This is a genomic window from Deinococcus aerius, from assembly GCF_002897375.1.
Classification (GTDB): Bacteria; Deinococcota; Deinococci; order Deinococcales; family Deinococcaceae; genus Deinococcus; species Deinococcus aerius.
In genome coordinates this window covers 43,543-57,515 of sequence record NZ_BFAG01000002.1, presented here as the reverse complement: position 1 = coordinate 57,515, position 13,973 = coordinate 43,543, and the positions used below count along the sequence as shown (strand labels likewise).

Genomic DNA, 13,973 nt, shown 5'->3' with positions numbered 1-13,973 from the left:
GGGTGCCCTGCGACCGATAGCGCTTTCACCGCGATGAGCGTGTCCAATCAAGGCTTCAGGCGGACCGAAACCAGTCTGACGACGCACACGGCGCCGCTGTGCCGCCGGGCCCTACAGGCTCTTCTTGAAGAACTCCACCGACCGCCTGAGGGCCACCTGCAAGTTCCGGCTGAGGTTGTGATCGTCCCCGGGATAGGTGAAGAACGTGTACGGCTGCCCCGCGGCCTTCAGGCCCGCCGCCAGCGCCTGGGAGAGGCTGAGGGGGACGTGGGTGTCCCCGGTGCCGTGGTGAAGCTGGAGGGGCCGGCCCTTGAGGTCGGCGAGAAAGGCGTTCGGGGAGATCGCCCGGTAGAGGGCCGGGTTGCGCTGGGGTGTCCCGTAGCTCGTGAGCAGGCGGGCCCGGGGATCATTGGCCCCCGAACCGCTTCCCCAGCGGGGCAGGTCCCGGAAGATCACGTCGTACGGCCCGACGACGCCCGCCCAGATGTTGCCCGCCTTGATCTGGGGGTTGATGGTCATGGCGCGCAGGGTGATGTGCCCGCCCATCGAGTGCCCCCACATGCCGATCCGCTTTGGGTTCACGCCCTCCAACTTCTGGAGGGAGGAAAAGGCGTTGAGCACGTCGACGGTGTACTCCGGCGACCAGTAGGCCGCCGCCGCGGGCTCACCCTGGGAGCTGCCGTGGCCCCGGTAGTCGGGCTTCAGGACGACGAACCCGGCGCGGGCAAAGGCGTCGACGTAGGCGACGTACCGCTCGGTGGTCCGGTACTGCCGGGGAGGGATGTACCCGTGGTTGAACACGATGGCGGGCCACCCCCCCTTGGGCGGCGTGCCGTTCGGAACAGTGAGCAGGGCGCCCAAGCGCAGCCCGTCCGAGAGGTAGGACACCACGCGCCGTTCATACCCCGCGCCCGGGCGGAGCGTCTGGCGGGTGGTGAGGGCGCTGCCGGGGTAGGCGCGCGCCCGCATCCGCTCGATGGAAAGGGGAGCGTTCTCCGTCTGGGTGAGCCGGGCCTGGGCGGCCGGGGCCGCACTCAGGCCGGCGAGCAGCAGGGCGAGGCGCAAGGGGTGGGGCATGGTCAGTCACCTTTCGCGGGGGCGAGGGGGGGCGGCGAGGAGGGGCCGGACAGGCTCTCCCGGTGGCGCGGCGGGTCGCCGTACCCTACCCGGCCCTTGTTCAGGTCGTGTAAAGCCAGTCCTGGACACGGGCCTTCCGGGCGGCGCTCCTGGGGCTCGCCCCGGCCCCGGCGGGTCAACGGCCAAAGACCCACCGCGCCACCCGCGTCCCGGCCAGGAGGCGGGCCACGGCGAGCGGCACGGCCAGGGCCACGGCCCCGTACGCCGCGAGCACGAGCACGAACCGGGCCGGGTCTCCCGGAAACCCCCGGCGTTCCAGGAACAGCAGGACGGCCGGGTGCAGCAGGTACACCTGCAGGCTCACCGTGCCCAGGGAGGTGAGCACCCTCACCAGCCGGGCCGGGGCCCGGGTGAGGACCTGGGCGAGCCCCAGGAGGGCCAGCGAGGCGGCCGTCGTGTAGGACCAGTTGGCGAGGCTGTACGCCGCGGAACTCACCGGGACCCTCTGGAGCAGGGCCACGGACAGGGGCACGTACCAGGCGAAGGTGAGGAGCGTGGCCGCGACGATCCAGAGGCGCCAGCGGTGCCAGAAGCGCCCGAAGGGGACGTCACTCGACCCGAAGGCCATGCCCAGCCCGAGCACCGGCAGGTACCACAGGACCATCGTGGCCGGGAAGCGGAAGTGGAGCACGCCCGAACGGTTGAGCAGGTACACGAGCAGTTGCAGCGCGACGGCACCGACCAGCACCCACCGGAAGCGCGGCCTCCGGCGGAAGAGGGGCAGCAGGAGGGGCAGGATCAGGGAGAACTGCAGGGCGATCAGGAGGAAGTACAGGTGAAAGTACCCTTTCCCGTACTGGAGCCAGACCCGCCAGCGGTCCGGGTCCCCGAGGACCGCCGGCGGGTCCTGGGCCGTGAACACCCGGAAGCCGACGTAGGCAGCGGTCCAGAAGAGGTACGGCACCAGCACCTTCTGGACGCGCGACCGGACATAGGCGCCGAGGTGGAAGCGGCGCAGGGCGGACCGGGTGAGGACCAGGGCCGTGAGGAACAGGAACGCCGGCACCACGAAGTGCGTGCCGCGGTTGAGGACCATCAGGCCCCCGCCGAGCAGCGAGCCCGCCGCCGCGTGACGGATCGCCAGACCCGTCAGGTGGTGCAGCACCACCGCGAGGATGGTCACGCCGCGGTACACGTCGAGTTCGACCATCCGGGCGGGGCGCGTGTCCGGCGCGGTCGTCGCCCCGGTCGACGTCTCGCCCGGGCTTGCCTGCCCGGGCACCTGCGGCGGATCGCCAGGCTCGCCGGTCGCGGGGGTGGTCAAGGGGTCCACGTCACCTCACTCGCCGCGCGGCCGGATGCTGGCTCCGCGGCGTTCTGAGGCCGGGCCGGGGTTCCAGGGAACGGGGGGTTCATTCCTCCTCCTGTCCCCCGGGTGGGGGACTACAGCAAGGCCTGGAGGTCGCGCACCAGCTCGCCCTCGTCGAGGCGGCCGTGCACGACCCGCCGGATGCGGCCGCGCCGGTCGATGAAGACCGTGGTGGGCAGCGTGGCCCGGTACGCGTGCGTGGCGACGTCGCCGGGGTCACGCCCCGTGAGCACGCCGAAGAGGAACTGCGCGTCGTACCGGGCCAGTTCGTCGGGAGTCACGTGGGCGTGCAGGCTCAGCACCGCCAGGTCACGGTCCACGTACTGGTACTGGTACAGGCGCAACAACCGGTCGTTTGCCCGGCAGACCGTGCAGTGGACGTCCCCGAACAGCACGATGACCACCTTGCCCCGCAGGTCGGAGAGGCGGACGGTCTCCCCGTCCACCGTGTGCAGGACGAAGTTGGGGGCTGGCTGGCCGATGCCGGCCACCGGCCCGCCGCCACCCGCGAGGGCGGCGCCGAGGAGGGTCAGGACGGTGAGGCAGATGGCGGTACGGCTTCTCATGTCTCCTCCGGAACAGCAGGTGAACGGTCCAGCCTGGTTGTACCGCCCGGACATGAGGGCGGGGCGGCCACCCGTTCCCCCGGAGCGGCCAGCGTCCCACCGGAGAGGGCACGCGGCGGGAGCGAGCCGGGGCCGTTGCGGCGTCCCGCCGGGGCCGTCCTCGTCCCCTGCCCTGGACCTTCGCCCACCTCGCCGTGACGCGCTCCTACGCCCCGAGCGCGCGGCTGGCGAGTTGCTCGAAATGCAGCAGTTCCTTGCTTCTCGGGTAGGCCCTCAGGGCCCGCCGGGCCAGGTTCAGCGTCTTGCGGTGCTCACCCGCCCGGGTCCACGCCTCGAGGGCCTCCTGCCGGTACAGGAGGTACAGGGTCGGCACGCCGAGCGCCACCGCCCGGTCGAAGTTCCCGGAGGCCGCCGCGACCTTCCCCAGCCGGAGGTTCGCCTTGGCCAGCCCCCACCAGGCATAGGGATCGTTCGGGCGCGCCCTGACATCCTGCTCCCCGTGGAGTCTGGCGTGCCGCCAGTTGGCCGCCACGCCGAAGTCCTCGCCCAGGGCCGCCCGCACCTGCGCCTCCTTTCCGGGCGGATACGCGACCAGGTACTCGCCGTTGTAGTACCGCCACAGGTCCTGCATCTCTGCCGTGGTGAGGCTCAGCGAGGGGCCCCGGATGGGGTCGCTCACCAGGAAGCGTCCCCGGCTGTACCCGTACACGGTGCGGAAGTGCGCCACGTTGCTGCCCGTGCGCAGGCGCTGCTGCACCACCACCGGAAAGCCGCGGGAGACCAGTTCGCGCAGCACCTCGGCGTCCCCCGCGTAGCGGATCACGCTGCGCAGCCCGGAGCGGCCCAGGTAGGCGGCGAGTTCCAGGCTGGTGACCTGCGGGTCGCCGGGGTAGTCCTTCATGGCATTCGCGGCCCCCGCCTGGCTGACCCGGGTGCCGTAGTACCCCAGGACCGTCAGCGCCGTCACCGGGGCACAGTTGTCCGGGCCCTGGTACTCATGGCGGATGTTCTTCAGGGTGACGCTCGCGGGCAGGGCGGACGCCGACCCGACGAGCGCGCACAGAGCCAGCGAAAACAGAGGAAGCGGTCGCATCGGCATGGCCTATCTTGCCGGGGGCCTGTAAAAAACCTGTAAAGAACGCGTTGGGCGAGCAGGGCCCGCGCTTGAGCCTGGCCTGAGTTGAGACAACTGCGGGCCGGGCTTCCCGCGCCGCTCCCACAGGTGAGCATCGTCTTGCGCCGCTTTCTTTCCGGAGCGAGGTGGAGGGCGGAGATCAAGGTCGCGGACCCGACCTCAGCCTGTTCATAGGTATCCCTCAAGACGAACGTTGTGGAAGCGGTGCCTGGAGTGGCCCTCCACACCACCCAGCGGGACGGTGACCTGGGGCGTTCCGGGTGAGCTGGCGACGGCCGGAATCCTCCACCGGGGGGTTATTCGACAGCTATCGTGGAGGACGTGACCCTGCCCGCCGCGCCCCAAGCCCTCGCACCCCTGCCCACCCGGCTCTCTCAGCCGGTCGGGCGGGTCCCCAATCCCCCCGTCCATACGCGCCTGCAGGAGCTGCCGTACCGCGAGTTGAGTTGGCAGGACTTTGAACGGCTCTGTCTACGCCTCGCCCAGCGGGACGCTTCGGTGGAGGGCTGCCGCCTGTACGGCGAGCAGGGCGACGCGCAGGCGGGCATTGACCTGTACGCCCGTGAGCTCGACGGCGAAACGTACGTGGTGTACCAGTGCAAACGCGTCGAGGACTTCGGCCCCGCAAGGATCAAGGCGGCCGTCGAGAAGTTCCTGGAGGAGGACGGGTTCGTGGGGCGCGACCGCACCTCCGCCTTCGTGCTGTGCACGATGGAAAGCCTGCGGGGGAAGCAGCGGGACGACATGTTCCGCGAACAGCAGGGGGTGCTGGAGGCCCACCACATCCAGCTCCTCCGCTGGGACGCGGACGAACTCAACCGCCTGCTCAAGCAGATGCCCGAAGTCGTGGATGACTTCTTCGGTCGCCCCTGGGTCGAAGCCTTTTGCGGCGCGGACGCGGCGCGGGCCCTGGAGGATCGTCTCGACGCGCCCAACTTCTTCCAGCTACGCCAGGGGCTCCGGTCGTTCTACGCGTCCGTGTTCGAGCAACATGACTCCGGCGTAGCCCTGACCGACGCTACCCGTGTCCGCGCGCCCTCGCTCCGCGAACGGTTCATCCTGCCGGACATTCTCGACGCGCCGCCGGAAAGTCTTCCGGTCGGACAGCCGACCAGCCCTGAAGAAGACCCCGAGGCCGACCACGAACACGAAACGCGGCGTCGACGCCGTCGGGAGGTCCGCACCGCTCGTCCCTCTTCCGACACCCGACGGCGGGGACTGGAGGGCTGGCTGACCGAGCACGACGCCCAGGTGATCCTCGGCGGTCCCGGCTCCGGGAAAAGCACGTTGCTGCGTTTTTTGACCCTCGATCTGCTCGATGACGCGCCGGAATTGGCACAGGTGGCGAGCAAGTGGGGTCAGCACCTCCCCGTATGGGTGCCTTTCGCCTTCTGGACACGCGTGATCTCGTTCGAAGGCGAGAACACCGTGTCCCTGCACGAGGTGATGCGGCAGTGGTTGCGCGCCTTCAATGCCCAGGACCTCGCGCCACTCATCGACCGGGCCCTGGACGACGGGCGCCTGCTCCTCGTCGTCGACGGCCTGGACGAGTACGTGCGTTCGGACTACGGCGAGCTCGCGCTCGACCGACTGCGCGTGTTCGTGCAGCAACGCGGGGTGCCGGTGCTGCTCGCCAGCCGCCCGGACGGGTACAAACTGTTCAAGGCCAAGCTGAGTGGCTGGGCGGACGGTCACATTGCCGACCTCTCGGAGGCACAGCAGCGCCGCCTGGCCGGGACCTGGTTCGCGCACCAACTGCGAAACGCGGACGAGGACCCGGGCGATGACGTGGTCGCGCGGCGCGCGGTGGCGGAAGTGGAGGCTTTTTTCGAGGAGTTGCGCGACTCGCCGGACCTCGCGCACCTGGCGGCCGTGCCGCTCCTGCTGTGCCTGCTGGTCGCGCTGCGCCGCGCGGAGGTCGCCTTGCCGCGCAGCCGCTTCCGGGTGTACGAGGAAGTCGTCAAGCACCTCCTGGAGGCGCACCCCCGGCGGCGGCGGCGAGCCGCGGCGATGGGCGACGACGACAGCCACCTCTCCCCGGCGGAAACGCGGCAGGCGTTCGAGCGCCTCGCGTATGAGATGCACTGTGCCTACCCCGAGGGCGTGATTCCCATCGACGCCGCCAGCGAGGTGGTCGCCGCGTACCTGCAAGACGATGAGGTGGGCTTGGGCCTCGGGCGGCGTGAGGCCAGCACGTCCGCCGCGCGCCTGGTCGCCGTCGGTGAGACCAACTCGGGGCTGCTGGTGGGGCGGTCCCCGCACGAGGCGGGCTTCTTCCACCGTTCGCTGCAGGAGTTTCTGGCCGCCGGGTACCTCTCACGGCTGGACGACCAGCTGGAGGTCGTCCGGGCGCGCCGCTTCGAAGCCCAGTGGCGTGAAGTCTTGCTGGGCACGCTGCACTTCACGCGACCGCCGCAGCAGGTGCGGCAACTGATGGACGTGCTGCGTGCCCCGGGCGGCGCCGTCGCGCAGCGGCAGCACCTGGCCCAGCTCCTGGCGGAGGCCGCATTCGGGGAATTCCCGGTTCCACCGGCGCTCGCGCAGGAGGTCGCGCGCGACACGCTCGCGGCCATCGAGCGCGAGACGTGGGCACCGCAGCGTGAACGGCTCCTGGGCCACGCGCTCGACGGTCTGCACTCCGCCAAGGTGCGCGAGCTGGTGCACGAGCGGCTTCGCCGTTGGTTCCCGGAGCGCCTGCGGTACCGCTCGGGCGCCATCGAGGTCATGGGGACCTGGCCCCCGGAGGAGGACACCATTGCCCTGCTCTTCCGGGGCCTATACGAAGAGGAGGCCCCGGAGCGTGCCGCCGCCGCCAGGGCCCTGGCCGCCCTGGGCAGTCAGCAGCCTGAACTCTTCGAGCGTCTCGAGCGGGTCGTGCAGCAGGCACACTCGGTCGAAGCCCAAGGAGGTGCCCTTCACGCGCTCGTGCTCGCGTCGCCCGCGGACTCGGAGCTTTCGGAACTGCTTGACCACCACGCCGCCTCGCCCCATCCCGAACACCGTCTCCTCGCCTATCTCGGCCTGGCCAAACAAGGTCGACTCACCGACCCGTACCTGGACGACGCGTTGTCCTTTTTGAACCACACGAGCGGCGTGCCCTACGAACTCCGTGATCTGGTGGTTGACGTTCTGGTGCAGGGGTGGCCGGGTCACCCGCGGGTCCGTGACGTCTGTATGCCCGCCAGGCCCCGGGCCGGGGTGGACAACGACTCGGCGTGGAAGGTGCTGCTGCGCGGCTTCTCTGCTGATCCTCAAGTGGTTGATGCCGTCGCCGGGGAGATTCGCGGCGAGCAACATCCGTTCCTGGGCACGCACGACGCGTGGCCACTGCTGCTCCACCACTTCCGCGATGTCCCCGCGATTGTGCAGGCCATCGACGCTCGCCTGGAAAGCGGCGATCTGGAAGATCGCGACTTGTTTTTCGCGTCCCTGATTGGCCGAACCGCCCCTGCCCAGGCGAAGTTGCTCGCCGGTCTCGACAGCGGGTTCCCGCATTGGTCGGCCCAGGCCTTGCTGGAGGGTTGGGGCATGGACGACCCGGAGGTGGCCTCCCGACTCCTGCCGCTGGTTCATGGTCCTGACGATGTGGCGGCCAGTATTGGCTTCCTCATTCCCGGCATCCTGCGCGACGCCGGCGCCTCACGTCGGCGGCTCCTGGCCCTGCTGCGCGACCCGGCGTGCGCCCGACCTGATTTCGTGTTGAACGGACTGGCCAAGGTGGGCGTGGGCGAAGACGGTCAGGCCATTCTGGATGCCGCCCTCACGCACTTGAATCAGCAGCAGAGCCTCGCCCACAACGGTTTCCATCACGCGTTACGGCTCTTCTCCCAAGAACCGCGCATGCTGGAGTACGCCCGGCAAGTTCTGGACAGAGGTGCGGAGGGGGCAGGTGACGTCGCCTATCACCTGCGGCACGACGCTTCCATTCGGCAGGTCGTGCGGGACAGGTCCATGCCACTTGATCCCGCCTCACGGCTGGTGATCGCCTCCAAGCTCCAGCAACGCTGGGGGGACGCACAAGAGGTGCTGAACCTGCTGGAGGCGCACCACGAAGAAGGCGATCCAGAAACGCGCGTGCAGTGCGCCATCAGCCTGGCGCTTCGCGCCCGGGCGGAAGGGCGCGACCTGGCGCCCGTCATCGAGCAACTCACCAGGCATGCGAGCACCCCGGGCATCTCGTTTCGAACTCACGCGCAGGCGGGCATTGCCGGGTTGCTTACCCTTGGCGCACTCGACGCGGTGACCGTCAAGGTTCATGGGCGAAGACTCTCGGAGTGGATCCGTCCGGTGTTAGAAGCGGCGTTTGATGTCTCCGGAAATTTCGTGGCCGTGGTCGTGCAGCATTGGGAGGACGTCGAAAGGGCAACCGGACAAGACCTCCTTGGAGTTCAGGAAAAACACGACGGCCGTCTCCTGCGAGTGCTCGCGGCATACGCGGACGAGTCTCCCGTGGCCAGGCGGAAGGTGCTGGAGGTCGTCGAACAACACCGTGCGGTGGGAAACTCCTCAGCAGTATTGCGGTTCCTCGGGCGTGTGGTGCCGGGCAGCGGACTCCTCTTGGAGGCCTGTCTGGATGCTCTTGAGGACGCAGATGCCCACCGCGACACCACGCTTGCCGCGGCCCAGCTGCTGGGCCAGCACTTCAGAGGCAACGCCTCTGTGTTGGACCGGCTCACCACGGCGTTCGGCGATGACCCCCCTCGGGAAAGCGTCCTGATGGCCCTGACGGAGGGTTGGCCGGACAGCCCTGTCGTTCACCGCGCCTACGACTGGTACGCGTCCAGCAAGGCGGAAGCGTCCTACCGGCTCACTTTCCGTTTGATGGGCCTGCACGCCACACCCGAGAACTTGATCGAGGCGCTCAAAGGCACGTTCGAGCACTGCACGGCCGTTCCCACGATCGCCTCTGAAAGTATGACACCGCCGCTGATCCGGCGCTTGCGAAACGACCCAGCGTTCGCCGTGGCTTTGGCCGCCTGGTTGACGACGGACCGTGATCCGTCGGCCGTCGCCACGGTACCGCGACTCTTGGCCCGTGCTGGCAGGTTATCGGAGGAGCTGCGGGAGTGGTGCGCCGCAGAGATCGAACGTCTTTGCAGAGAGGACACCATCGCGCCGTTGGGCATCGACCTGCTTGCCGGGCGCGTGCGACCCGTCCTGCACAGCCTCCTGGACGCGACTTGAGACCTTCACCTACGCTCGCACAGGTTCGCGCGAGCGGCCGGACGTGAACTTGGGGTGATCCCACCGGGGAGATGGTGAAGCTGGCTTCTCCACGCCCGAAGCGAAAGGGGAAGGGCCGCCGCGCAGGACTCCGGGAGGGTCGCAGCGGTGGCAGACGCGAAGTGACCGGGGGTCAGCGCAGGGCCGAGGGGCCCGGCGGCAGGGCCAGCGGGTCGACGGCCACGCCCGCGACGTATACCCGGTAGTCCACGTGCGGCCCGGTACTGCGGCCAGTGCTGCCGACCCTGGCGATGAGTTGCCCGCCCCGGACCTGTTCCCCGACCTGCGCCACGTTCGCGCTGTTGTGGCTGTAGCGCGTCCGCCAGCCTCCCTCGTGTTCGAGCAGCACGGTCCAGCCCCACCCCGAGCGGGCGTCGAAGCGCGACTCCACCACCACACCCGCGGCGACTGCGTGGATCGCCGTCCCCTGCGGCGCGGCCAGGTCGACCCCCGGGTGCGCCGGGGAAAAGGAACTCGTCAGCCGGGCACCGCTCACCGGCAGTCCCTGGGGAGGTGCGGGGAAGGCGGGCGGGGGGGCCGGCCATACTGGCTCCTCGGGAGAAGGGGAAACCACCGGGACGTCCTGCGCGGGTGAGTCAGTCGAGGTCACCCTGAGCACCCCGCTGGTAGGTGGAGTCGCGGGTGAGGCGGCCAGGGGCAAAGGCAGGCGGGACGCGGCCACCGACGCCCCATCAGCCGGGGTTGAGCCCACCGGCACCACCAGGACGCGCCCGACCATCAGCGGACGCTCCGGCTCCACCCCCGGGTTGAGGGCGAGCAGGCCCGAGAGGCTTAGCCCGTGGCGGCGGGCGATGGCCGAGAGGGTGTCCCCGCGCCGCACCGTCCAGGTGCTGGTGGCGACATCCGGCGATGAGGGGGTCACCGGGGGAACGGCTGGGCTGGGAGGGGCTGGCGCGGGCGAGGGGACCACCGGGAGCGGCCCCGGGGCACCGGGCGGAAGCGCCACGGTGAGGCCCGGGCGCAGGTCCGCTGGCCCCAGGCCCGGGTTGGCGAGCAGCAGGTCCAGGGGCGTGACGCCGTGACGGGCGGCCAGGACGGGCAGGGTGTCGCCCGGCAGGACGGTCACGTTCACGGCGGCGGCGGAGACGGCGCAGGCCAGCAGCAGGGTTAGGAGGGGACGGCGCATCGGTACGGCGCAGCTTGCCAGACCGGGTGTCGGACTGTCCACGGCCCGGCCCAGAGGTGGCCCGCGTCTCCCCGTCCTCAGGGCCCGGGATCCGGCCGAACGGCGTGCAGGGACAGCAGGGCCGACGTGACGTCCCGGAAGATCGGCGCCGCCAGTTGCGACCCCTGGTACTCGCGCTTCGCCCCGCGCACCATCACCGCGACCGTGAAGCGCGGCTGACCAGCCGGTACAAAGCCGCCAAAGGTGCTGGAGAACACCTCACCGCTGTAGCGCCCATCCACGGCCACCTGCGCCGTCCCGGTTTTCCCGCCGACATGGTACCCGGGCAGCTCGGCCTTCGCCCTGATGCCCTCGTCGATCACCCCGTGCAGCATCTCCCGCATGCTCGCGGCGGTCGCCCGGCTCAGGACGGCCCGGCTTCCGGTGGGGGCGCCGACGACCAGGCGGGGCGCCACGTACCGCCCGCCGTTCGCCAGCACGTTGAAGGCCGCCGCGAGCTGCAGGGTGGTCACCGTCAGGCCCTGCCCAAAGGCCATGGTGGCCTGCGACAGCGCGCCCCAGTCCTCCGGGTCCCGCAGCAGGCCGTCCCCGGTGGGGAGCCCCAGCCGCACCGGCCGCCCGAAGCCGTACGCGCTGAAGTAGCGGTGCAGCACCTCGGGCGGGACATCCTCCACCAGACGCGTCATGCCGACGTTGCTGGAATAGCGCAGGATCTGCCGGGTCCTGAGCTGACCCGGGTGGGGAACGATGTCGTTGATGGTCGCGCCCGCGTACCGGCGCCACATCGGCGTGTCGTAGACCGTGTCGGGCGTGGTGCGGCCCTCGTTCAGCAGCGCGGCGACGGTGAGGGCCTTGACGACGCTGCCCGGCTCGTACTCGTCCAGCGCCGCGCGGTTGCGCCAGCGGTCGGGGGGAACCTGCGGCCACCGGTTGAGGTCGAAGCCGGGCACGGACGCCATCGCCGTCAGGTTCCCTGTCCGGGTCTCCATCACGACCGCCGACGCGAACTGGGCGTCGGTGCGCCTCACGGCGTCCTCCAGGACCCGTTCCACCGCCGCCTGCACGCGGGTGTCCAGCGTGAGGGTCAGCGCCTCACCGCGCGCCAACCGGCCATCATAGACGCGCTCGGCGCCCTCCAGACCGCCAGACGCCCCCACGAAGCCCACGATGGGCGCGGCGAGGGACCCGTGGGGGTACCGGCGGGCTTGCAGGGGCCCGCCCGCCAGGATCCGGCCGTCGGCGCTCAGGAGGGGCCCGCGGGCCGTCACCACCGGACGGGCTGGCGCAGCGTTGGGCGGTGCGGCCAGTTTGGCGAGCGCGACGGCCAGGATCATGAAGGACACCAGGGCGAGGAACGCGATGACGCTCGCCCGGCGGGAGAGCTGGTAATCGCTCGCGCGAAAAAAGGAGTGGGGCACGGCAGGAACGTCTTTCTTCGGGGATGAACGGGGCCCCAGGAGAGGCCCGCGGCCAGGGTCAGGGGGCGGAGGGGGCCGCGCCCCCCATGCCGGGCATGCTCTGCTGATCCATCCCCGGCATGGAGGGCATCCCGGGGTTCATGGCCGGATTGCCGGTGAGGCCCCGGTCCGACATGGAGCCCGCCAGCCAGGCCGCCCCCAGAACTGCGGCCAGCACGAGGAGGGCGCCCAACCAGAAGCTGGACCTCCCGCGGCGGGGCGGCGGGGGCGTCACCGGGACCCCCGGCGGGAAGAAGGGCGAGCGGGAGAGCCAGTGGATGTGGGCATGGGGGAAAGCCTCCGCCGGCAGCTTAGGCAGGGTGTGTTAGGTCCGTGTAAAGGTCCTTTACCGCACCTGAACACGGCTCCCGTAGCCTGCGGCGCGTGAACGACCACCTGGCCTTCCGCGCCTGGCGGGCCCGCCTGAATGCCCCGCCGCTGCCCGCCTGGCTGGGCGACGCGCTCGCCGGGGCCGTGCTGGGCCTGCTGGGGTTGCCGTCGCCCCTGGCCGTGCTGGCGCCGCTGCCGCTGGCCTTCCTGCACCGCCGGCTGGCCCGCAGCCCCGACGGGCGGGCGGCCTTCCGGACCGCCCTCGTATTCGCCCTGGCCTTCTTCACGCTGCACCTCGCCTGGCTGCCCGCCAGCCTGGGGGAGGTGCTGGGTCCCCTGGGGGGACTGCTCACCGTCCTGGTCCTGCCCGCCGCGGCCCTGACCTGGGCGGTGCCCCTGGCGCTCACCCGAGGCGTGTTCGGGGCCCGCACCCTGGCCGCCCTGCCGTTCGCGTGGGTGCTCCTCGAGCTGCTCCGGACCCGGGGACCGCTGGCGTTTCCCTGGGGCAACCCCGGGTACGCCCTGACGGGCACGCCCCTGGCCCAGCTCGCGAGCGTGGGCGGCGTGGCGCTGCTGACGCTGCTCGTCACCCTCACGGCGAGCGTCCTCGCGGGCTTGGGGAGCAGTCGGCGTCCGGCGCTGCTGGCGCTGTTCGCCCTCTGGAGCGCCGCGTGGCTGTGGGGGCGGTGGGTGACGCCCGCTCCCGCGCCCACCCCCCGCACGGCCGTGCTCGTGCAGGGGGCCATCGACCCGCGGCTCAAGGCCCGGGGGCGTACCCTGGACGAGCTGGGGGTCTACCTCGACCTGACGCGGGGCGCCCTGCGCTCGGGAGCGGCGGACCTGGTGGTGTGGCCCGAGACGGCCAGCCCGCTGCCCGCCTCCGACCCGGGGGTGCTGCCCGCCCTGCGGGGGCTGGGGGTGCCCCTGCTGGTGGGCGCTCCGGGCGACGTGCCGGGCCAGGCGCGCAACAGCGCCTACGGGGTGGACGGGGGGGTCACGGGCCGACAGGACAAACGCGTTCTGGTGCCGTTCGGGGAGAGCCTGCCCTTCTCAAGGGTGCTGGGCTTCCTCTACACGCCGGTGCTCCGGAGTCTGGGAATGGCCGGGTTGACCAGCCTGACGCCCGGGAGGCTGCTGAACGTGCTGCCCCTGCGGGACCTGCGGGCGGGCGTCAGCATCTGTTACGAGTCGGTGTTCGGGCCGCTGAGCCGGCAGGCCGTGCGGGCGGGGGCGAACCTGCTCGTCGTGCTCTCCAACGACGCGTGGTTCGGCCGGGGAGCGGGGGCGGAGCAGCACTTCCAGATGGGCCGCCTGCGCGCCATCGAGACGCGGCGGTTCCTGCTGCGGGCCGGAAACGACGGGGTGAGCGCCGTCGTGGACCCCTGGGGCCGGGTCCCGTTCCGCGCACCCCGGGGACAGCGGGGCGCCTACCGGGTCGCCTTCGGCGTCTCTTCGGTCCGCACGCCCTCCGTCCGGTACGGCGACTGGGTGAGTTGGGGGAGCGGGGTGGCGCTGCTGGCATTGCTCCCCCTACCGACCCGGAGACGTGGGGGGCGTCCGGGCGGGCCGGAGGCAGGGGCACCCTAAGGCGCCAACGGGGTGGAGGCCCGCCGCCAGAGCCGGAACCCACCGACCGGCACGCCGGCCCCCGCCGCCATCAGCGGATCCC

Annotated in this window: 9 protein-coding genes; 2 read left to right on the top strand and 7 right to left on the bottom strand. The window is 71.0% G+C overall.

All coding sequences use genetic code 11. From position 1 onward, the window contains the following. Positions 1 to 111: 111 nt before the first annotated feature. The 4 genes from DAERI_RS03070 to DAERI_RS23025 all read right to left on the bottom strand — a co-directional run bounded on the left by DAERI_RS03070 (position 112) and on the right by DAERI_RS23025 (position 4,105). A complete protein-coding gene (locus tag DAERI_RS03070) occupies positions 112 to 1,077 on the bottom strand; it encodes an alpha/beta hydrolase family protein (protein ID WP_103128021.1) in 966 nt (321 codons plus the stop codon). Positions 1,078 to 1,252: 175 nt separating this feature from the next. Continuing rightward, on the bottom strand, positions 1,253 to 2,410 hold the full coding sequence (locus DAERI_RS03065) for an acyltransferase (protein WP_235610225.1): 1,158 nt from the start codon (positions 2,408 to 2,410) through the stop codon (positions 1,253 to 1,255). 110 nt (positions 2,411 to 2,520) lie between these two features. Beyond that, positions 2,521 to 3,012, bottom strand: coding sequence for a TlpA family protein disulfide reductase (locus DAERI_RS03060; RefSeq protein WP_164973355.1), 492 nt, complete (start codon positions 3,010 to 3,012; stop codon positions 2,521 to 2,523). Between the two features lie 205 nt (positions 3,013 to 3,217). Next, the gene (locus tag DAERI_RS23025; protein ID WP_103128290.1) at positions 3,218 to 4,105 is read right to left on the bottom strand and encodes a C39 family peptidase; all 888 of its coding nucleotides are present in this window, start codon (positions 4,103 to 4,105) and stop codon (positions 3,218 to 3,220) included. 363 nt (positions 4,106 to 4,468) lie between these two features. Between DAERI_RS23025 and DAERI_RS03050 the strand changes: the two genes are divergently transcribed. After that, positions 4,469 to 9,331: an NACHT domain-containing protein gene (locus tag DAERI_RS03050; protein WP_133161949.1), complete on the top strand. Its 4,863-nt coding sequence runs from the start codon at positions 4,469 to 4,471 to the stop codon at positions 9,329 to 9,331. A 172-nt stretch (positions 9,332 to 9,503) separates the two neighbouring features. Here DAERI_RS03050 and DAERI_RS03045 read toward each other — a convergent pair whose 3' ends face one another. The 3 genes from DAERI_RS03045 to DAERI_RS21890 form a co-directional block, all read right to left on the bottom strand. Continuing rightward, positions 9,504 to 10,517 (bottom strand): peptidoglycan DD-metalloendopeptidase family protein, encoded by a 1,014-nt coding sequence (locus DAERI_RS03045; protein ID WP_103128018.1) that lies wholly within the window; start codon positions 10,515 to 10,517, stop codon positions 9,504 to 9,506. Positions 10,518 to 10,594: 77 nt separating this feature from the next. Next, on the bottom strand, positions 10,595 to 11,935 hold the full coding sequence (locus DAERI_RS03040; RefSeq protein WP_235610224.1) for a peptidoglycan D,D-transpeptidase FtsI family protein: 1,341 nt from the start codon (positions 11,933 to 11,935) through the stop codon (positions 10,595 to 10,597). A gap of 58 nt (positions 11,936 to 11,993) precedes the next feature. Beyond that, positions 11,994 to 12,209: a hypothetical protein gene (locus tag DAERI_RS21890; RefSeq protein WP_133161948.1), complete on the bottom strand. Its 216-nt coding sequence runs from the start codon at positions 12,207 to 12,209 to the stop codon at positions 11,994 to 11,996. Positions 12,210 to 12,358: 149 nt separating this feature from the next. Here DAERI_RS21890 and lnt point away from each other — a divergent pair, with 149 nt between their 5' ends. Further along, positions 12,359 to 13,891, top strand: coding sequence for an apolipoprotein N-acyltransferase (lnt, locus tag DAERI_RS03035; RefSeq protein ID WP_103128017.1), 1,533 nt, complete (start codon positions 12,359 to 12,361; stop codon positions 13,889 to 13,891). Positions 13,892 to 13,973 lie beyond the last annotated feature (82 nt).

What these genes read in the sequence shown, in the direction of transcription:
- DAERI_RS03070 (WP_103128021.1), bottom strand. Translation starts at nt 1,077, where the DNA reads ATGCCCCACCCCTTGCGCCTCGCCCTGCTGCTCGCCGGCCTGAGTGCG.
- DAERI_RS23025 (WP_103128290.1), bottom strand. Translation starts at nt 4,105, where the DNA reads ATGCGACCGCTTCCTCTGTTTTCGCTGGCTCTGTGCGCGCTCGTCGGG.
- DAERI_RS03045 (WP_103128018.1), bottom strand. Translation starts at nt 10,517, where the DNA reads ATGCGCCGTCCCCTCCTAACCCTGCTGCTGGCCTGCGCCGTCTCCGCC.
- DAERI_RS03060 (WP_164973355.1), bottom strand. Translation starts at nt 3,012, where the DNA reads ATGAGAAGCCGTACCGCCATCTGCCTCACCGTCCTGACCCTCCTCGGC.